Raw genomic sequence first — 18,600 nt, forward strand, 5'->3', positions numbered from 1 at the left:
ACAGCCGATACAGGCATTACGAGCGCAAGCACGCGCGCGCGGTCAGATGACGGTGTTCGTCGAGCCGCTCCAGATGAGCCAGCAGCGACCGGAAAGCGGCTGGCCACAGTCTTTCGGGAACATCGGTGTAAGCAAGCCGCAGCCAATCGTCGATCGAACCGCTCGGCAGCGCCTTGACCGCGTCGGCGATCTTGGCTTCCCGGGCGAACCGGTGTGCCTTGAGGCGCGCGATCTGGTCACGCGCACGGTCGAGCACGTACCCGTGTGCGGGGAGAATAAATTCGATCTCACGTTCGGTACAGATCGCGTCGAGTCGGTCTAGTGACGCAAGGTACGCCGTCATATTGCCGTCCGGAGGATCGATGATGGTCGTGCTGCCATTCAGAATGTGATCGCCGCTGAATAGCAGTCCGTCCTCCAGAAGGACCAGGCACACGTGGTTGCTTGCGTGCCCCGGCGTGGAGACCACGAGCAATCGATGCGTCTCTCCGTCATGCACAAGCGTGAGCACCTCGCCGTCGAGCAATCCACGGTCGGGGACGAAGTGATTGCTTGCCTTGGCGGCAGGTCCGGACGGCACGCCGAGGATGGGTGGCTTGTGCGGGCACATCGACTGCAGCGGCCTCGCTCCGGGCGCATGGTCCAAGTGGGAGTGCGTGCAGACGATCATGCGAATGTCGCCGCCCGTTGCCGAGAAGATGCGTTGAAGGTGCGCCTGGTCGCCTGGTCCCGGATCGACGACGATGAAGCCAGTCGTCGCTGTGCCGACGATGTAGCTATTCGTGCCTGGACCGGTCATCAACCCGCCGTTCGTCGCGGTCAATCGCATCACGTTTCGCAGGAGTGGGATCGTTTCTGTGGATCGCCAATCGAGACAGTGGAGCACCTGGCCATCGGGGCACACGAGGCGCAGTTCGCCGTATGGGGTATCGCCTTCCATGCACCGCATGACACTGCCTGCTTTCATCCCACCACGCGGACAACTGCTCCAGAGTGACTTTTCCGCCCTACACGCGGCGAGCAGTGCATCAACCGAGTCGAACGAGCGAAGGCGCTCGAGCGTGCGCACCGTCGGGAAGATCATCGCGAAGTCGCCAGCGGCATGGCGTGCCAGCGCCTCGTCGGGACGAACCCACAAGGGTTCGAACTGCTCGGCGCCGTCCGCGACCGCGGTTTGATCGACCGGCATGCGCGCCACGAAAAACTGGACGTCAAAGCGCCGCGGCAGATCACGGTCGGTGATCCAATGAGCAAACGGATAAACGCAATCCGCAGCGAGCGTGAGCCCATGCTGCGAGCAATGGTCCTCGATCGCTGTTGCCCGCTCGAGCTTCGCAATGTCGTGGTCGTCGACGAGCACACCGTCGTGTCGCCATGCCAGCAGCACGCCGAGTTCTTCGAATGTTTCCCGAATGGCAGCCACGGCCTGAACCGCCTGTGCATCGTCTTGCGTGGCGCGCCGTCGTGCGCTGCGGGCGATTCGTGCATCGGAGGAGTCGATCGCTCCGCCGGGAAAGACGAACGCGCCCGGCGCGAAGCTCGCCTGCGCCGACCGTCGTGTCATCAGCACTTCGATGGTTGGCGAACCTTCGTACAACGCGTCGCGGACCAGGAGTATCGTCGCAGCGGGGCGTGGCGCCGCCGGCTGTCGTTGCGCGTGAAGCAGTTGTTCGGGACGTACCACGTCTCTCCCTCTGGTTGAACGGATAACGCTGCGAAAGCCTTAAATGCGCTCGAAGATGGCCGCGATGCCTTGGCCCCCGCCGATGCACATCGTCACGAGCGCATAGCGGCCGCCGCAACGATGCAACTCGTGAATGGCTTTGACCGCAATGACGGCGCCGGTCGCGCCAATCGGATGACCGAGCGAAATACCCGACCCGTTCGGGTTGACCTTGGCGCTGTCGAATTCCAGTTGCTTCGCCACAGCGCAAGCTTGCGCGGCGAAAGCCTCGTTCGCTTCGATCACATCGAGGTCGGCGACGGTCAAACCCGCGCGCTGCAGCGCCTTCCGTGTTGCAGGCACGGGACCAATGCCCATGAATTGCGGGTCGACGCCCGCGTGAGCCCAGGAGACCAGTCGCGCAAGAGGACGAAGGCCACGTTGTTCGGCGGTGCGGCGGGCCATCAGCAGGACAGCTGCGGCGCCGTCATTGAGACCGGACGCATTGCCGGGCGTGACCGTACCGTCTTTCTGGAACGCCGGGCGCAATTTGGCGAGATCGGCGAGGGTCGTGCCCGACCGCACATGCTCATCGGTATCGAAAGCGATTTCGCCTTTTTTCGTACGCAGGGCGACCGGCACGATCTGCTCGCGGAAGTTGCCGTCGTGAATGGCTTGCGCAGCGCGCCGGTGCGATTCGACGGCGAGCGAGTCCTGATCGTCGCGCGTGATGCCGTACTTCTTCGCGACGTTCTCTGCGGTTACGCCCATATGGCAAGCGCTGAATGGATCAGTCAACGCGCCGACCATCATGTCGATCAGACGGATGTCGCCCATGCGCGAACCCCAACGCGCGCCGGTCGCCACGTAGGCTGCGCGCGACATGCTTTCCGCACCTGCGCCGATCGCAATTTCGGTGTCGCCGTGCGCGATGGCCTGGGCGGCGGAGATGATTGCCTGGAGGCCGGAGCCGCACAGCCTGTTGAGCGTCAGCGCCGGTGCTTCGGCGCTGACGCCGCCTTCCATCGCGGCGACGCGCGCGAGATACATGTCGCGAGGCTCGGTATGGATCACGTTGCCGAACACCACATGACCTACATCTTCACCCGGCAGATTCGTACGCTCGAGCAGCGCGCGAACGACGGTTGCGCCGAGCGTCGTGGGCGGAACGCTCGATAGCGCGCCGCCAAAATCTCCAATAGCGGTGCGAACGGCAGCGGTGACGACGACCTCATCCGACATGATGGCTCCTTGGTCCCGAGAATCGGTTACGATCCGGTTCGTGTTTAACAATATGAATGCTGTTCGAAAAGTAGCGCATTTTCGCTTTCGTGTCCACGCAATTGTGCAGTGCGCAAGGATGAGATGGTGCCGAGCATTTCGTGCTTCATTCGCGCCGGATCGCGGGTTGGATATCCGGCTTCCTTGTGGGTGACAACGGATAGACGCGGGTTCGATTTCGCGCTATGCTGGTTCAACATGATGATCGACGTTCAATTATTGGTTTGTCTTGATCCGCGAGATTTGCGTGTATCGGATGGCGATGCGAGCGCGCGCGGGACATGACTTGCCAGATAACAACAGGACGATTCAGATGGATGCAGGTACGGCTTCGCACGATGCCCTGATGGATGTGCCGTTTCGCCCGATCCGCCTCGGCAGCATGGACGCGATCGTCGAGCGAAGGCCCGATGGAAGCGTGGTGTATGAACTGAAGGAACCGCTCGAACCGTATCCCGTCCGCTTGACGGAGCGGCTCGAACACTGGGCGAGTGTCACACCCGAGCGTGCGCTGCTTGCGCGGCGGACGCCGGACGGCAAGTCATGGGAGTCCCTGACCTATCGGCAGGCGTTCGACGGCGCGCGTGCGCTGGGGCAGGCGTTGCTCGACCGAGGCTTGTCGCCGTCCCGTCCGTTGATGATTCTTTCGGATCGGAGCTTCGAACACGCGCTGTTCGCGCTCGCCGCATTGCACGTCGGGGTTCCCTATATTCCGGTGACGCCCGCATACTCGCTCTTGTCGCAGGACTTTTCGAAGCTCAGGCAACTCGCTGCCGTATGCACGCCCGGCCTCGTCTTCGCTGATGACGGCGCGCAATATGGCCGTGCATTGCGCGAGGTGTTCGGCGACGTCGAATGTGTCGTCGTCGGTCCGTTGCCGGAGGGGCGTGCCGGTTCGCGTGTCGCCGACTGGCTGAAGACGCCGGTTACGGCCGACGTCGAAAAAGCGTTCAACGCGGTCGGCCCGGATACGGTGGGCAAGATCATGTTTACTTCGGGAACGACGGGCGCACCGAAAGGCGTCATCTACCCGCAGCGCATGTTGTGCAGCAATCGACAGCAAGTCGCCCAGGTGTTCGCGTTTCTTCAGGATGGGCCACCGGATCTCGTCGACTGGCTGCCGTGGCATCACACCTTTGGCGGCACGCACAACTTCGGCATGGTGCTGTATGGCGGGGGTACGTACTACCTGGACCCAGGCAAGCCGACGCCGGAGGAAATTGGTCCGACGGTGCAGGCGTTGCGCGAAATCGCACCGGTCGTCTACCTCAATACGCCCCAAGGGCTGGCCTCGCTGATTCCGCATCTGAAGGCGGACGACGCGCTGCGCAAAAAATTCTTCAGCAAGCTCGCGCTCATCTACTACGGCGGCGCTAGCCTGCCGAAGCACATCTGGGCGCAACTCGACGAGCTCGCGGTGCGAACCATCGGCCAGCGTGTTCTTATCATGTCGGGCATCGGCGGCACGGAAGCGGGCCCGACGCCAATGTCGGCAGCCTGGGATCCGCGACGCGAGGCGATCGCGGGCTTGCCCGTGCCCGGCGTCAAAGTGAAAGTGGCTCCGGTGGACGAGAAGCTGGAAATCCGCTTTTTCGGCGACTGTGTTACGCCCGGCTACTGGAAAGATCCCGAGCGCAGCGCCGCCGCGTTCGACGATGAGGGCTATTTCCGCTCGGGTGACGCGGCAACCTTCATCGACCCGCAGCGTCTGGAACTTGGACTGCGTTTCGACGGACGCATCGCGGAGAACTTCAAGCTATCCACGGGTACATGGGTCAACGTCGCGGAGTTGCGACTGTACGCGCTGAACGTGTTTGGCCCGTATGCGCGCGACATCGTGATCGCCGGGCACGACCGCGAATACCTGAGCGCGCTCGTCTTCCCCGACATCGAAGCGTGCCGTGCGCTTTGCGACGACCTTCACGATCCGATGCCGGACGTCGACCAGATCATCAACAGCCGCGGCGTGCGCGCCTTCTTCCAGGCGGGGCTCGACAAGCTCGCCGCGCGTGCTGGCGGTAGCTCGGCCCGCATTGTCCGCATCGTGCTCGAAAGCGAGCAGCCGACGCTCGATAACGGCGAATTGAGCGCGAAGAGCGCAATCAGCCAACGCAATGTGCTCGAGCGGCGGCGTGGCGTCGTGGACGAGCTGTATCGCGTGCCGCCCACGCCGCGCACCCTGGTCGGTAACGCTGCCGCGGCAGCGGATGCAGATCGAGTTCAACGTACTGAAAACGCCGGAAGCTAAACAATGGATTTTCGCGTAGACCCTGCGGACATGGCGTTCCGTGAAGAAGTTCGGGCGTTTCTCAAGCAGCATCTGCCGGCGGATATGGCCTTTCGCGGGCAGCAGGGGTTTCTCGCAGGCGACGACGATTCGCAGCGCTGGACCCGCATTCTGCATGAGACGCGCGGATGGTCAGTGCCGCATTGGCCGGTTGCGGACGGCGGCACAGGCTGGAGCGCGATGCAGCGCTACATATTCGAAGAAGAGTGCTATCTGGCGGGTGCGCCGGCGCAGAACCAGGCGGGTGTGTCGCTAGTCGGCCCGGTGATTTGCGAGTTCGGCAATGAAGAGCAGAAGCGCCGCTTTCTGCCGCCGATTCAACGCGGGGAAGTGTTCTGGGTGCAGGGCTTTTCGGAGCCGGGCTCGGGCTCCGATCTCGCGTCGCTGCGTACGACGGCGGTTCGCGATGGAGACCATTACATCGTCAACGGGCAGAAGATCTGGACCAGCTTTGGCACCTCTGGCCAATGGAATTTCGTGCTGGTGCGCACGGATACCGAAGCGAAGCCGCAAAAAGGCATTTCCTTTTTGCTGCTCGACATGACGTCGCCGGGTGTTACCGTGCGCCCCATTGGCTCGCTCGACGGCTGCAACCACCTTGCCGAAGTGTTCTACGACAACGTGCGCGTGCCCGCCGAAAACCTGATCGGCGAAGTGAACAAGGGCTGGGGGTATACGAAATTTCTGCTCTTCAACGAGCGCGCGTTCCTCGGCGCCGAGGCCCCGGCGCTCAAGCGCTATCTGCGCAAGATCCGGCACTACGCGTCGCGCGAGCACGCGGCCGGCAAGCCGTTGATCCAAGACCCGACGTTTGCGGCACGTCTTGCGCAGTATGAGCTGGAGGTTCGCGCCATCGACATGGCGGTGCAGAAGATCCTGCATCAAGGGATCGACGAGCGCAGCGGCGGAATGGCAATCGGCTCCATGCTAAAGGTGCGAGGCTCGGAGCTCCATCAAAAGCTGACTGAGATGCTGCTCGAGGTGATCGGCGACTACGGTGCCGTGTTCTATCCTGATCCGAACGAAGAGCGAGCGCTGCGCGACTTGTCGTTTATCGGGCCCGAGTACGCGCCGGGCCTCGCGGCAGAGGTTTTCTATCGACGTGCTTGCACGATCTATGGCGGAACGGCCGAAATTCAGCGAAACATCATCGCCAAGGCGATGTTCGACCTGTGAGCTCGAGTCGATCCACGAACATCCGTCGATTCCCGTTGGGGGGAATCGCATCAATTGCCGGCAGAAAGAGGGTGCAGCATGGATTTTGAGTTGAGCGACGAACAGCGGATGCTGCTGGAAAGCGCGCAGCGCTTTGTGCAAAAGAGCTATACGTTCGAACATCGCCGCGATCTGGCCTCGAAAGAAGGAGGCTTTTCGCGCGACACGTGGCGCACGCTCGGCGAAATGGGCTGGCTCGGTATCGCCGTTCCGGAGAAAATGGGCGGGCTCGGTTTCTCGCCCGTCGAAAGCGCCATTGTGGCCGAGCAGATGGGCCGCGCGCTGGTGTTGGAACCGTATGCGATGTGCGGTGTGTTTCCCGCGTCGTTGGTGACTCGCTGTGGGCGCGAAGGGCAGCGCGAGACGCTGCTTGCCGGGATCGTCTCGGGGGAGGCTGTTTGTGCGGTCGCGCACAGCGAACGCGAGGCGCGAGGCCAGGTGCACTATGTGACGGCCACCGCCACGAAGACCACCGACGGGACGTGGAGGCTGGATGGCTACAAGACGCTCGTGGTGGGCGCACCTGTCGCCGATCGCCTCCTCGTCGTCGCACGCACGGCCGGTGCGGCCGGCGACAAGGACGGCATCGGTATTTTCGTCGTCGATCCGAAGCAGGCAGGTGTGACGCTCAAGACCTGCGCGTTGCTCGACGGCACGCCATCGGCCGACTTGCTACTCGAAGGCGTCGTGGTGGCGCAATCCGATGTCTTAGGCGAAGCGGGCAATGCCTTCGAAGGGCTGCAGGCCGCCGTCGACGAAACGATCGTCGCGATCTGTGCGGAACTCGTAGGCGATATGGAGGATGCCATCGAACTCGCTTCGGAATATATGAAGACCCGCAAGCAGTTCGGCGTCGCGATCGGCAGCTTCCAGGCGCTGCAACACCGGATGGCCGACATGGCGATCGATGCGATGCAGGCGCGAGCAACACTGCATCGCGCATTGCTAGCGCTCAGCGAGAACGGGCCAAATAGAAGCGTCGAGGTTTCAGGCTGCAAGGCGCAGACCACTCGCAGCGCGAAGTTCGTGACGCAGCAAGGCATCCAGTTGCACGGCGGTTACGGCATTACGAACGAATACAAGGTGGGCCATCACTATCGCCGCCATCTGGTACTCGACGCGTTGTTCGGCAACATGGACTATCACCTGAATCGTTACGCACGGCAGATTCAGTGCGAGGTACTGGCTGCGCTGGCGTGAACCCTAGCGAGGAATTGCGATGGACGCGAAAGTAACCGATTTGCTCGGCGTGACTCGAGAAGACGCCGTTCTTACGCTGACACTGAATCGGCCCGAGGCTCGCAACGCGCTGAACCTTGCATTGACCGAAGCACTCGTCGGCGCGTTGAACCGCTTCGAAGCGGACGAAAGCCTGCGTGTGCTGATCGTGACCGGCGCAGATCCGGCCTTTTGCGCGGGGCTCGATCTGAACGACTTCTCGGCGCCCGATGCGCCGCGCTCGTGGGTCGCGGAAATGATCGATATGTGGCCGCGCATCACCAAGCCGGTGATCGCGGCGGTCAACGGCGCTGCCGTTACTGGCGGTCTGGAACTTGCGATGGGATGCGATTTCATCATCGCGTCCGAGCGCGCGCGCTTTGCCGATACGCATACGAAAATCGGCGCGCTCGCCGGCGGTGGCATGACTGCGAGATTGCCATATATCGTGGGTCCGAGGTGGGCCAAGCAGATTAGCTTTACCAGTGACCCGATTGACGCGGCCACGGCGTTGCGCATTGGCCTCGTCAACGAGGTGGTCGGCCACGATCAACTGATGGAGCGGGCAAGCTCACTCGCGAAGACGATCGCGAGCCGCCGGCCCGATCTCGTCGCGACGGTCAAGCGTGTGATCGATCAGGGTGCGCTAACTTCACTGGAAGAGGCCTTGCGAATCGAGAAGGCTGCATTGGCGCAAAGAAAGAAGAATGGCGGCATGGCGTGGCAGGTGGGGAAATAACCGGCTGCCCAACCAAAGCGCTTAACTCAAGGGACGTATGTACCCGCATGGCAAATCTCTACGATCTTCCAGACGATATTCAGGTGACAGCCGCCGGCGGCCTGCGCATCATCACGCTCAATCGGCCAGACGATCTGAACGCGTCGACCACGGAGATGCTGTTCAGCTATCCAAAGCTTTTTGCTGCGCTAGCCTCGGACCCCGACGCGCGTGTCGGCATTCTCACCGGTGCGGGACGAGCGTTCAGCGCTGGCGGAAACATGAATCACTTCGTCAAGACGCTCGACGACCCCGAGTTCGCCGCGCAGGTCCAGGAGAACGCGCGTCGAACGATACACGGCTTCATCGACGTGCCGATTCCGCTGATCGCTGCGGTCAACGGGCCGGCCGTCGGCTGGGGCGCGACAATGGCCACCTTGTGCGACATCGTTCTGATGTCGGAGAAGTCGTTTCTCGCGGAGCCGCATATCAACATCGGGCTGGTCGTCGGCGATGGGATCTCGGTGGCGTGGCCGCTCTACACCAGTCTGCTGCGAGCGAAAGAACTGATCTTCACCGGCGACCGCATCACACCGCAGCAGGCGGTCGAGTTCGGTCTCGCCAATCGCGTCGTCGAGCCCGAAAAGCTGATGGACGAGGCCTTGGCGCTTGCTGAAAAGCTGCTCAAGCAGCCGCGCAACGCGCTGCGCGAAACTAAGAAGCTGATGAACCTGCATCTTCATCGCAGCGCGGCGCAGATGCTCGACACGACGCTTGCTCGGCAGTTGGAGGCGACGCTCAGCAACGAGCATCATCAGATCGCGTCGTCTTTCATCGCTCGGCAGAAACGCAAACAAGGCTAATTCCGCTCGCCGAGCCTCGTGTTCATCCGTCCGCTCATTTCGGGAGTACCAATGCGCTCATCACTATTCGACCTCACCGACAAGGTCGCGATCGTCACCGGATCGAGTCGCGGCATCGGTTACGCCAGCGCCCTCGGCATGGCGGAGCACGGCGCGAAAGTCGTCATTTCCGGCCGGAACGCCGACGCCTGCGAAACTGCCGCGCAAGCCATCAATGACAAGATCGGCAGCCACGTGGCCATGCCGTTCGCGTGCAATATCGGCCGTAAAGCCGAACTGCAAGGACTAGTGGCCGCGGCGAACGGCGAGTGGGGCCGAGTCGATATCGTGATGGCGAATGCGGCGATTCATCCGTGGATCGGATCCACCCTGGATCTGCAAGACGAAACCTTCAACAAGTTCATGCAGGTCAACGTTCAGAGCAATATCTGGCTCGCGCAATTGACCGTGCCCGGCATGATCGAGCGTGGTTATGGGCGCTTCATTTCGGTGGCATCCGTGGTCGGCCTTTTCGGTGATGCCGCGACGGGAACTTACGGGCTCACCAAAGCCGCCGACATGCAGCTCGTGAGGAACCTCGCGATGGAATTCGCAGCAAAGGGCGTCACCGCCAATTGCATCGCGCCCGGAACGTTCAAGACCGAGATGGCGCGATCGCAATGGGAGGACGAGGCGATGGTCGAATGGTACCGTGGCCGCAATCCATCGCAGCGCTTCGGCGAGGTCGAGGAGATCGCCGGGCTCGCCGTGATGCTCGCTTCGCCTTCGGGCGGTTATATCAACGGCCAGACGATCGCGGTGGATGGCGGCCACACGATTTCGTTTCGCTGACGTGCGGGAGGAAATGGCATCGTGCGCCCCCACACGTTTAGCACGCGAATCACCGATCTGCTCGGTATTCGCCACCCGATTCTTTGCGGCGGTCTCGGGCCGCGCGTATCCGACGCACGGTATGTCGCGGCGGTGGTCAACGCAGGCGGCATGGGCTTCATTGTCGGCGCGGGCTTTCCCGATTCCGACGAATTCCGCAATGAGTTGCGCACCTGCCGTGAGCTCACCGGTGCCAGCAACTTCGGCGTCAATCTGTACATATCGCGGCAAGCGGGTGGCGTGGAGCGGGTCAAGCAACAGATCCGCATTCTGATCGAAGAGAAGGTCGCCTGCGTGGAGACGGCCGGTGCGAGCCCGGAAGCGGTCGTGCCGCTGCTCAAGGAGGCGGGCATCAAGGTTTTGCACAAGGTGCCCGCCGTGCGCTATGCACATACGGCGGCGCGGATGGGCGTCGACGGCGTGATCGTCGTCGGTAATGAATGCGGCGGCCATCCAGGCGTCTACCAGATCGGCAGCATCGTGCAGGCCGCGCAGGCGCCGCGGGAAATCGGCTTGCCGGTCGTGATCGGCGGCGGCATCGGCACCGGGCGGCAGCTTGCAGGGGTGCTCGCGATGGGCGCCGACGCGGTCCTGATGGGTACTCGCATGATGGTCGCCGAGGAGCTATGGATTCATCCCGAGGTCAAAGCGAAGGTCGTGGAGGGCGACGGCAGCGAAAGCGTCGTGGTCAAGTCTGCGATTCGCGATCACCACCGCGTGCTGCGCAACGAGAGCGCCGAGGCGGTCATGGAACTGGATCGTGCGCAGGTGAGCGAGTTCGAGCGGTTCCGTCCGCACGTGATGGGCGCGCTCGCGCACGAGGCTTACGTGACTGGCGACACACGCAAAGGCATGATCGACTACGGGCACGCCGCGATCTTTGCTGACGCGGTCCGGAAGGTCGAGGCAATTTTCGATGAGATCATCGACGACGCGGTGGCGGCGTCGAGCCGGTTGAACAGACTGATGACCTAGACGGCCAGCGCGGCGACGATAGAGCGAGCAGCAGCGCGTCACGAGGCTCAGGCGGTTGCGACCCCCAGGCTACAATCTGACGCAAAGTGGTTCCAATACCGGCGAACCATACGCATCATCTATCGACAAGTCATGAGCGCAGAGAAAGGGTCGCGAGCCGCGCGTAAGGGGGAGGCTTTACCACGCGCAAAACGGGGTCGCCCATTCAAGGCCGATGCAGAGAGGCGCCAGGACGAACTGCTCGACCATACGCTGGAACAGTTCATGGCCGTCGGCTATCGAGCCGCGACGATGGACGGCATTGCGGCATCGTTTGGCGCGAGCAAGTCCACGATCTACCGGCGCTATGGAAGCAAGGCGGGCCTGCTGCGCGCGGCGATGGAGCGCGGCGTTCCGCTGCTGCTCGATCCGCTCACCAACGTGTCCACCGACGCACGTCGTTCGCCGCGCTCCGTGCTGCGCGACTATGGGGAAATCATCCAGTCCTACCATGCGGACCCGAGCATACGCGCGATGTGGAGGGCGGTAAGCGAGGCGCGAGAAGAACTGAACGAGATGCTCGAAGACGTCGTCGATCAGCAAGACAGGGCGTTGGCTCCGATCGCTGACTATCTCGCTGCGTTGGCACTCAACGGAAAGATCGTGGTCTCCGATCCGCGCGCGGCGGCCGCGTGCTTTGGCGCGCTGACGAGCGGCGGCCTCGCCAGCTTCCTTGGCGAGCCGCTTCGCGATAAAGAGCGGCATGCCGCGCTAGAGCTCGCACTTACGCTGTTCCTCGACGGCATACTGCCGCGCGCAATGGATCGGAAGTAGTCGCGATTTCCGTTACGGCATTAGCCAAACAGTTTGCGCAAGGTGCCGCCCATCGGAACGGGGAGCGTTGCGCCATCGTCGTATGGCCAGCGCAACATGCCGAGGGCGGCCGCGGCGCCTCCATCCACATGCAGCACCTGACCCGTGACCGATTTCGCAAGGTCAGACGCGAGGAACAATACGGCATTCGCCAGATCGTCCGCACTCGGAGGAGCTTGCAGCGGGATGTACATCTCGAAGGCCTTCGCCCACCACTCGGGCGGGGCATCGGCGTTGAGCGAGCGCCAGGGTTCGGGAATAGCCGCGGCGTTGCCCGCGCTGGGCGTCGTGTCGGGCGCAATCAGGTTCACGCGGATTCCGAGCGGACCGAGCTCCCAGGCCATTGCCTTCGAGAAGTGGGTCGTTGCGGCCTTCGCGCCAGCGTAGACTGCGAAGCCGCCGGCGCCGCGATGCGCTTCGATGGTCGTAAAGTTCACGATCGAGCCGCCACGGCCGCCGCGCTGTAACAGCGGCACTGCGTGACGCATGGATTCAATCACGTAGCCGAAGTTGCGCTGAATGTCGTCCGCGCAATCGCGCTGCGTGCGTTCGATGAACGGCTGCATACCAGTGCCGCCAACCACGTTCACGAGTAGATCGATCGCATCGAAGAAGCCCGCAGTCGCGTCATAGAACTGCGCGAGCTGCTCTGGCTGTGTGGCATCCGCGTGCATGCCGAGCGCGCGGCGGCCGAGCGCTCGCAATTGCGCCGATGTGTCCGCAATGCCTTCGTCATCGATGTCGCACAAAGCGATATCGACGCCGGCCTCGCCTAGTGCCAGAGCGACCGCTCTTCCAATTCCTGCGGCGCCGCCAATCAACACCGCTCTGCGACCTTCAAGTGCGCCTCTGCGATCCAGAATATCCATTCGCCTTGTCCTTTCGTTTAGTGATGTGCGCGACCGAAGCGTGTCGCAATCTCATGTATTGAATAATGGTACTGGCGGTGCTATTGTTGATCAAGAACATCAAGGCAATCAGCGGAACACGCGACAGCGGGTTTCGATAAAGACTCCGATGCGACCGCGTCGATCAATGGAGGAACCCGAGTGACCGACATCGAAAAGCTCGTTGCAATCGAGGAGATCAAGCAACTCAAAGCGCGCTATTTCCGTTGCATCGACACAAAGAACTGGGACGGCTTCAAATCCGTGTTCGCGCCCGATGCCCGGTTCGATATCAGCGATGACGTGCCCGGATGCATTCTCGTCGGCAGGGAAAAAATCGAACAGGCAGTCAGCGTTCCTCTTGCGGAATGCGTGAGTGTTCATCACGGCCATTGTCCGGAAATCAAGATCACGTCGGGCACGACGGCGAGCGGCATCTGGGCGATGGAAGACATGTTGCGCTGGGAAGCGGACTCGGGATATCCGAATCGCACGCTCCACGGCTACGGCCACTATGTCGAGACCTACGAGAAGATCGACGGCCAGTGGCATATCAAGAGCATGAAGCTGCAGCGACTGCGCGTCGATGTCGGAGCGCCGGCATGAACGCGCAGGACGTGTTGGATGCGGATTCGACAATTCGCTTCGACGGCCGCGTTGCGATCGTGACTGGCGCGGGAAGCGGATTGGGCCGCGACTATGCGAAGGCGTTGGCGGCGCGTGGCGCCGCCGTCGTCGTGAACGATCTGGGAACCGATCCGCGCGGCAATGTGCTGTCGGACATCGGTGCCCGGAGCGCGGCTCTGGGTGTCGTCGAAGAAATCGAAACCGCAGGTGGCAAAGCGATCGCCTGCCATGAAAGTTGCGCGACGAGAGCCGGTGGAACTGCAATCGTGGACGCCGCGCTGAACGCATTCGGCAGGGTCGATGTCCTCATTCACAACGCCGGATTTCTACGCAACGCGCCATTTGAGGAACTCACCGACGAGCAGATTCGCTCGATCATGGACGTTCACCTGATGGCCGCATTTTTTGTGGGCCAGCCAGCGTGGCGTGCGATGCAGGCCGCGAAATATGGGCGAATCGTCCTGACCAGTTCCGCATCCGCGATGTTTGGTTCCGTGTGGCAAGCCAACTACGGTGCCGCAAAAGCGGGTTTGGTGGGGCTGATGAACAGTATCGGCGCGGAAGGCGAGAAGTACGGCATTCAGGTCAACGCGTTGCTGCCGTGCGGCGCCAGCCGGCTCGGTCAGGGCAGCGATGAATGGCCTGCCGATTTCCATGACGGTATGCCGGAAGATTTCGCACTGGTCGCGCCGGGCATCCGCAACGAATTTGTCGTGCCGATGGCGATATGGCTGGCAAGTGAACGGTGCAAGGCCAATCGCGCGCTCTACACGGCAACGGGCGGGCGGTTCGCACGCGTTTTCGTCGGCGAGGCCGATGGGTGGTTGAGCCAGCACGGCCGTCCTCCTACGCCGGAAGACATCGAGCGACATCTGGCCGAAATCGATGACACGACGCACTTCGACCAGCCGCAAAGCGTTTGGGGAGAGTTCGAATCGATCATCAGCGGCTATCGCGCCGAGGCAAAGCGGCGGCTGGACCCGACAGGCCTTTGACCAACGACAGGGAGCAACGAGACATGGAGAAACGATCGTGACACGCAGAATCGGCATCATCGGCGCCAACTGGAGCCTGAAAGTGCATGGCAGCGCCTGGCGGCTATTGCCGGATGTGGAGGTGGCGGCAGTCTGCACCGCGCACCGCGAAACCGCCGAAGCAGCGGCGAAAGCCTTCGGCGTGCCGCGCGCCTATTGGGACGTCGCGGATCTCGTCGCCGATCCCACTCTCGACATCATCGATGTCGGCAGCCGGCCTTCGTATCGCTATGACATGGTGATGGCCGCGCTCAACGCGGGCAAGCACGTCTATGACGCGCTGCCGTTCGCGGTCGATACGGAACATGCGTTCGCGCAGAGCGAACTGGCCGCGAAAAAAGGGCTGGTCGGTGTGGTCGACGCGCAGTTCCGCTGGGTGCCCGCGGCGATGCACATGCTGAAGCTTGTTTCAGAGGGCTTCCTTGGCGAGCCACTCGGTTTCAATTTTCAGCTTCTTCAGCCATTGCGTAACCACGACGGTTTCATTTATCCCCATGCCTCCTATCCCGGCGGCGGCGTGTCGCCGTACAAGTGGTTAGCCGAATCCACAAGCGGCGGCAGCGCATGGCGCAATTTCGGCAGCCACATGGTCCTGTTTCTGATGCCATTGCTCGGCCGGGTGAAGGCGGCGACCGGGTCGGACACGACGGGCATCAAGCAATGGCGTTTGCCGGACGGTAGCACGTACGCGCCAGACACCGCCGATCTCGGCTGCGGCGTGTTGCGCATGGAAAACGGCGCGTTGGGCACGATCCAGACAAGCTGGGCAGTCGCCGACGGCCCCGGCATTCGTGCCGAATTGTGGGGAACGAAAGGACGCCTGCTCTACGTCGATCCTACGTTCGGCGATGGCATTTCATCGCGTCTCTATGCGGGCAAGCCGGAGCCGTTCGAGTTCGGCACGGCCGCGGGCGAATGGCTCGAAACCCCGGAGCACTATTTCGCGGTGCCGGGAACGGGGTTCTCGAAACAGAATGCTCCGTCGTACATGGTGTCGATGGGCTGGATGTTTCACGACATGCTCGAAGCGATCAAGCACGAGCGCACACCCTCGCCGAGCTTCGAAGAGGCTGCCCACGCGCACCGGGTAGTGGAGGCGGTGATCGAGTCCGGCCGCAGCGGACGATGGATCGAGATCGCCGATCGTTGAAGCGGCCAGCGTGGCCCCTCACTACTCGAGCCAGGTGGGCGGGCGGCGGTTCGCACGCCCGTCGCCCACGCTTCTTCTTCACTTACTTCACGTACTTGCGGAACTCCGGCTTACGCTTTTCGCGGAACGCATTGCCGCCTTCCTTCGATTCGTCCGTGTCGTAGTACATCGCGAGCGCCTGCATTGCGAATGCGCCGATACCGCGGATATTCTCGGTGTCGATATTGAACGAACGCTTCGCCAGCGCAATAGCGGTGGGACTCATCTGCAGAATCTCGTCACACATCTTCTTCGTTTCGGCGTCGAGCTGTTCGGGCGGCACGACGGCATTGATGAGCCCCCAGTCGAGCGCCTGTTTCGCGCTGTATTTGCGGCACAAATACCAGATTTCCCGCGCGCGCTTCTCGCCGACGATGCGCGCGAGGTAGGCGGTACCGAAACCGGGATCGACCGACCCGACCTTCGGTCCGACCTGGCCGAACACTGCGGTCTCGGAAGCGATGGCGAGATCGCAGATCGTCACGAGCACGTTGCCGCCGCCGATTGCGTAGCCGTTCACCCGGGCAATCACGGGCTTCGGAATGTCGCGGATGATGCTTTGCAGTTCCTCGATCGGCAGACCGACGGTGCCGCGCCCGTTGTAGCCGTCGCCGGACTGGTCGCCGCCCGTACAGAATGCCTTGTCGCCGGCACCCGTGAGCACGACGACGCCGATATCCTTGTTCCATCCCGCGAGGCCGAAAGCCTTGATGAGCTCTTCGACGGTGTTGGCGCTGAATGCGTTGTAGACCTTCGGGCGATTGATGGTGATCGTCGCGATCCCATCCGCCTCCTGATAGCTGATGTCCTTGAATTCCATGTCGTAGTCCAATGTTGTTGGTTGTTTGCGGCAGCGGTGCCTTTTAGCCGGCCATCGTCAAACCGCCAGACACGCTGATGACCTGGCCGCTGATGAAGGCGGCGTCGTCACTCGCGAGGAAGACAACCACGCCCGGGATGTCGCTCGGGTCGCCCATGCGGCCGAACGGTACGGCCTTCACGAGGGCCGCCTTGATGCGCTCGCCTTTCTCGCCTTGCGCGAGGTTGTCGAGAAGAGGGGTCGCGGTGGGACCCGGGCAAACGACGTTGACGGGAATCATCTGGCGAGCCATTTCGCGCGCCATCGTCTTCGTGAATGCGATCAGGCCGCCTTTGCAGAACGAGTACACCGCTTCCATCGAGGAGCCCACGCGCCCCGCATCCGACGAGATATTGACGACACGGCCGCGGCCGCGCTCGGACATCCGTCGCAGCACGGCATGGTGCATGTTCAGCGGACCGTACAGGTTGATCGCAACCACCTTGTCCCAGAACGGCTTCTCGGTTTGCAGGAAAAATGCGCCCATGTCCCAGCCGGCGTTGTTCACGAGAACCTCGATTGGTCCCAGTTCTTCTTCGACTCTCGCCACCGCGGCATGCACGCCTTCATGGTCCGTGATGTCGACGCGGTACGCGCGCGCCTTGCCGCCCGCTGCTTCGATCTCCGCCGCAACACGCGCCGCGCCCTCTTCGTTCAGATCGAACAGCGCGACGGTCGAGCCTTCCTCGCCGAACCGCTTGCTGATGGCCGTTCCGATTCCGCCTGCGGCGCCGGTGACGATGACGACCTTCTCCTTGAGCCCCTTCATTGATTCCCTCCGTGATATGCGAGGCGCTTTCGCGCCAGTTAATCCTTGCTCAGCGCTTCGGAAACTTCGTCGGCTTTGCCCGTGGCCCGGGCGAGCAGCGCGCTGGCCTCGTCTTCGCTGTAACCCGCTTCGATCAGAACCTGGATGCTGTGCTCGCCGAGATTCGGCGGCAGATAGCGAACGTTGCCGGGCGACTCGGAGAAGTGCACCGGTATCGAGGTCATGACCATGTCGCCTTCGGTTGGGTGCTCGAAACGCTGGAAGAAGCCGGTCTCCTTGATGTACGCGTCGTGCATCAGGTCTTTCAGGTCGCGTACCGGGCCGTGCGGCACGTCGGCGGAGGCGAAGATCGCGTTCCATTCCGCGGTGGTCTTGTTGCGGATCGCGTCGCCGACGATGCGGTACAGCTCGTTGATGTTGCGCATGCGCTCGCTCATGTGACAGAAGCGCGGGTCGTCGAGCAGATGCGCGGCATCGATTGCGCACAGCACGCGGCGCCATTGCTCGTTGTTCACGGCGAGCAGGCAGATATGCCCGTCTTTCGTCGCGTAGGGCCGGCGGTGCGGCGAGAACATGCGCGGATAGCCGAGACCGGTTCCGTCATTGGAGCCCAGCGCGCCTTCCCAAAGATGCTCGAACAGATTGAATTGCAGCATCGTTTCGAACATCGGCACATGCACGAGTTGGCCGACACCGGTCCGCTCGCGGTGATAGAGCGCCATGCCGATCGACGACGCCAGCACGTAGCCGCAGAACTTGTCGACGATCACGGTGGGGAAGTAGCGCGGCGAGCCGTCCGTGTCGCGGTTCATCGAGGCGATGCCGCTCTCGCCCTGGATCACGTCATCGAAAGCGGGGCGGTCCTTGTAGGGACCGTCGATTCGATAGCCCGCGCCCGACGCATAGACGATGCGCGGATTGCGCGCCCGCACCGTCTGATAGTCGATGCCGAGGCGCTCGGCCGCGCTCGGGCGCATGCTGTGCACGATCACGTCGGCGGTCTCGACGAGCTTGAGCAGCGCTTCGCGGCATTCGGCCAGCTTGAGATTCAGGATCACACTCCGCTTGTTGCGGTTCATGATCGTATAGAACACGGCCATGTCGGGATTGCGGCCGGGACCGTTCTTGCGGTTCTGGTCGCCTTCGGGCGGTTCGATCTTGATGACGTCCGCGCCCATGTCGCCGAGCAACTGTGTGGCGACCGGACCGAGCACGTTGATGGTCAGATCGATCACGCGGACACCGGCTAGCGGGCCGGTCGCCTGTTCGAGAGGTTGTTGTGGATTTTCCATG

At 62.4% G+C, this 18,600-nt stretch carries 18 protein-coding genes; 12 read left to right on the forward strand and 6 right to left on the reverse strand.

From position 1 onward, the window contains the following. Positions 1 to 16: 16 nt before the first annotated feature. Complete coding sequence (locus tag AB4Y34_RS24855) at positions 17 to 1,360, reverse strand: MBL fold metallo-hydrolase (protein ID WP_368717518.1); 1,344 nt, start codon at positions 1,358 to 1,360, stop codon at positions 17 to 19. Between AB4Y34_RS24855 and AB4Y34_RS24860 the strand changes: the two genes are divergently transcribed. Beyond that, positions 1,343 to 1,702, forward strand: coding sequence for a hypothetical protein (locus AB4Y34_RS24860; RefSeq protein WP_368717519.1), 360 nt, complete (start codon positions 1,343 to 1,345; stop codon positions 1,700 to 1,702). The genes AB4Y34_RS24855 and AB4Y34_RS24860 overlap by 18 nt on opposite strands. 21 nt (positions 1,703 to 1,723) lie before the next feature. Here AB4Y34_RS24860 and bktB read toward each other — a convergent pair whose 3' ends face one another. Then, on the reverse strand, positions 1,724 to 2,905 hold the full coding sequence (gene bktB, locus AB4Y34_RS24865) for a beta-ketothiolase BktB (protein WP_176121373.1): 1,182 nt from the start codon (positions 2,903 to 2,905) through the stop codon (positions 1,724 to 1,726). Between the two features lie 352 nt (positions 2,906 to 3,257). Here bktB and AB4Y34_RS24870 point away from each other — a divergent pair, with 352 nt between their 5' ends. From AB4Y34_RS24870 to AB4Y34_RS24905, 8 genes are all read left to right on the forward strand, one after another. Next, entirely contained in the window at positions 3,258 to 5,192 is a 1,935-nt protein-coding gene (locus AB4Y34_RS24870; RefSeq protein WP_368717520.1) for an AMP-binding protein, read from the forward strand. 3 nt (positions 5,193 to 5,195) lie between these two features. Then, a complete protein-coding gene (locus AB4Y34_RS24875) occupies positions 5,196 to 6,407 on the forward strand; it encodes an acyl-CoA dehydrogenase family protein (RefSeq protein ID WP_368717521.1) in 1,212 nt (403 codons plus the stop codon). Positions 6,408 to 6,485: 78 nt separating this feature from the next. Continuing rightward, positions 6,486 to 7,646: an acyl-CoA dehydrogenase family protein gene (locus tag AB4Y34_RS24880; RefSeq protein ID WP_368717522.1), complete on the forward strand. Its 1,161-nt coding sequence runs from the start codon at positions 6,486 to 6,488 to the stop codon at positions 7,644 to 7,646. A 19-nt stretch (positions 7,647 to 7,665) separates the two neighbouring features. Further along, positions 7,666 to 8,403 carry an enoyl-CoA hydratase gene (locus tag AB4Y34_RS24885; RefSeq protein WP_176121369.1) on the forward strand — a complete coding sequence of 246 codons (738 nt, stop codon included), beginning with the start codon at positions 7,666 to 7,668 and terminating at the stop codon, positions 8,401 to 8,403. A gap of 47 nt (positions 8,404 to 8,450) precedes the next feature. Continuing rightward, positions 8,451 to 9,245, forward strand: coding sequence for an enoyl-CoA hydratase/isomerase family protein (locus AB4Y34_RS24890; RefSeq protein WP_176378398.1), 795 nt, complete (start codon positions 8,451 to 8,453; stop codon positions 9,243 to 9,245). A gap of 51 nt (positions 9,246 to 9,296) precedes the next feature. Further along, a complete protein-coding gene (locus tag AB4Y34_RS24895) occupies positions 9,297 to 10,076 on the forward strand; it encodes an SDR family NAD(P)-dependent oxidoreductase (RefSeq protein ID WP_176378397.1) in 780 nt (259 codons plus the stop codon). Positions 10,077 to 10,097: 21 nt separating this feature from the next. Continuing rightward, the gene (locus AB4Y34_RS24900; protein ID WP_368717523.1) at positions 10,098 to 11,090 is read left to right on the forward strand and encodes an NAD(P)H-dependent flavin oxidoreductase; all 993 of its coding nucleotides are present in this window, start codon (positions 10,098 to 10,100) and stop codon (positions 11,088 to 11,090) included. Between the two features lie 132 nt (positions 11,091 to 11,222). Next, positions 11,223 to 11,903, forward strand: a complete 681-nt coding sequence (locus AB4Y34_RS24905) for a TetR/AcrR family transcriptional regulator (protein ID WP_176378395.1) — start codon at positions 11,223 to 11,225, stop codon at positions 11,901 to 11,903. A gap of 20 nt (positions 11,904 to 11,923) precedes the next feature. On the opposite strand, the gene AB4Y34_RS24910 is transcribed toward AB4Y34_RS24905, so the two are convergent. Further along, positions 11,924 to 12,811 carry an SDR family NAD(P)-dependent oxidoreductase gene (locus tag AB4Y34_RS24910; RefSeq protein ID WP_368717524.1) on the reverse strand — a complete coding sequence of 296 codons (888 nt, stop codon included), beginning with the start codon at positions 12,809 to 12,811 and terminating at the stop codon, positions 11,924 to 11,926. Positions 12,812 to 12,991: 180 nt separating this feature from the next. Between AB4Y34_RS24910 and AB4Y34_RS24915 the strand changes: the two genes are divergently transcribed. From AB4Y34_RS24915 to AB4Y34_RS24925, 3 genes are read left to right on the forward strand one after another with little or no spacing between them, the layout of a single operon-like run. Further along, entirely contained in the window at positions 12,992 to 13,435 is a 444-nt protein-coding gene (locus AB4Y34_RS24915) for a nuclear transport factor 2 family protein (RefSeq protein ID WP_368717525.1), read from the forward strand. Further along, positions 13,432 to 14,451, forward strand: a complete 1,020-nt coding sequence (locus tag AB4Y34_RS24920; RefSeq protein WP_368717526.1) for an SDR family NAD(P)-dependent oxidoreductase — start codon at positions 13,432 to 13,434, stop codon at positions 14,449 to 14,451. The genes AB4Y34_RS24915 and AB4Y34_RS24920 overlap by 4 nt, the downstream gene beginning before the upstream one ends. A gap of 37 nt (positions 14,452 to 14,488) precedes the next feature. Continuing rightward, positions 14,489 to 15,640, forward strand: coding sequence for a Gfo/Idh/MocA family protein (locus AB4Y34_RS24925; protein ID WP_368717527.1), 1,152 nt, complete (start codon positions 14,489 to 14,491; stop codon positions 15,638 to 15,640). Between the two features lie 82 nt (positions 15,641 to 15,722). Here AB4Y34_RS24925 and AB4Y34_RS24930 read toward each other — a convergent pair whose 3' ends face one another. From AB4Y34_RS24930 to AB4Y34_RS24940, 3 genes are read right to left on the reverse strand one after another with little or no spacing between them, the layout of a single operon-like run. Continuing rightward, positions 15,723 to 16,499 carry an enoyl-CoA hydratase-related protein gene (locus AB4Y34_RS24930; RefSeq protein ID WP_176122725.1) on the reverse strand — a complete coding sequence of 259 codons (777 nt, stop codon included), beginning with the start codon at positions 16,497 to 16,499 and terminating at the stop codon, positions 15,723 to 15,725. A gap of 43 nt (positions 16,500 to 16,542) precedes the next feature. Next, entirely contained in the window at positions 16,543 to 17,307 is a 765-nt protein-coding gene (locus tag AB4Y34_RS24935; protein WP_368717528.1) for a glucose 1-dehydrogenase, read from the reverse strand. Between the two features lie 38 nt (positions 17,308 to 17,345). Further along, a complete protein-coding gene (locus AB4Y34_RS24940; RefSeq protein WP_176378389.1) occupies positions 17,346 to 18,599 on the reverse strand; it encodes a CaiB/BaiF CoA-transferase family protein in 1,254 nt (417 codons plus the stop codon). Between the last annotated feature and the right edge of the window lies 1 nt (position 18,600).

Source organism: Paraburkholderia sp. BR10954 (assembly GCF_040965775.1).
In the GTDB taxonomy this organism is placed as follows: Bacteria; Pseudomonadota; Gammaproteobacteria; order Burkholderiales; family Burkholderiaceae; genus Paraburkholderia; species Paraburkholderia youngii.

Bases quoted from the DNA above. Each gene is read 5' to 3' on its own strand.
- bktB (WP_176121373.1), bottom strand. From the start codon at position 2,905: ATGTCGGATGAGGTCGTCGTCACCGCTGCCGTTCGCACCGCTATTGGA.
- AB4Y34_RS24870 (WP_368717520.1), top strand. From the start codon at position 3,258: ATGGATGCAGGTACGGCTTCGCACGATGCCCTGATGGATGTGCCGTTT.
- AB4Y34_RS24875 (WP_368717521.1), top strand. From the start codon at position 5,196: ATGGATTTTCGCGTAGACCCTGCGGACATGGCGTTCCGTGAAGAAGTT.
- AB4Y34_RS24880 (WP_368717522.1), top strand. From the start codon at position 6,486: ATGGATTTTGAGTTGAGCGACGAACAGCGGATGCTGCTGGAAAGCGCG.
- AB4Y34_RS24885 (WP_176121369.1), top strand. From the start codon at position 7,666: ATGGACGCGAAAGTAACCGATTTGCTCGGCGTGACTCGAGAAGACGCC.
- AB4Y34_RS24890 (WP_176378398.1), top strand. From the start codon at position 8,451: ATGGCAAATCTCTACGATCTTCCAGACGATATTCAGGTGACAGCCGCC.
- AB4Y34_RS24895 (WP_176378397.1), top strand. From the start codon at position 9,297: ATGCGCTCATCACTATTCGACCTCACCGACAAGGTCGCGATCGTCACC.
- AB4Y34_RS24905 (WP_176378395.1), top strand. From the start codon at position 11,223: ATGAGCGCAGAGAAAGGGTCGCGAGCCGCGCGTAAGGGGGAGGCTTTA.
- AB4Y34_RS24910 (WP_368717524.1), bottom strand. From the start codon at position 12,811: ATGGATATTCTGGATCGCAGAGGCGCACTTGAAGGTCGCAGAGCGGTG.
- AB4Y34_RS24920 (WP_368717526.1), top strand. From the start codon at position 13,432: ATGAACGCGCAGGACGTGTTGGATGCGGATTCGACAATTCGCTTCGAC.
- AB4Y34_RS24930 (WP_176122725.1), bottom strand. From the start codon at position 16,499: ATGGAATTCAAGGACATCAGCTATCAGGAGGCGGATGGGATCGCGACG.
- AB4Y34_RS24935 (WP_368717528.1), bottom strand. From the start codon at position 17,307: ATGAAGGGGCTCAAGGAGAAGGTCGTCATCGTCACCGGCGCCGCAGGC.
- AB4Y34_RS24940 (WP_176378389.1), bottom strand. From the start codon at position 18,599: ATGGAAAATCCACAACAACCTCTCGAACAGGCGACCGGCCCGCTAGCC.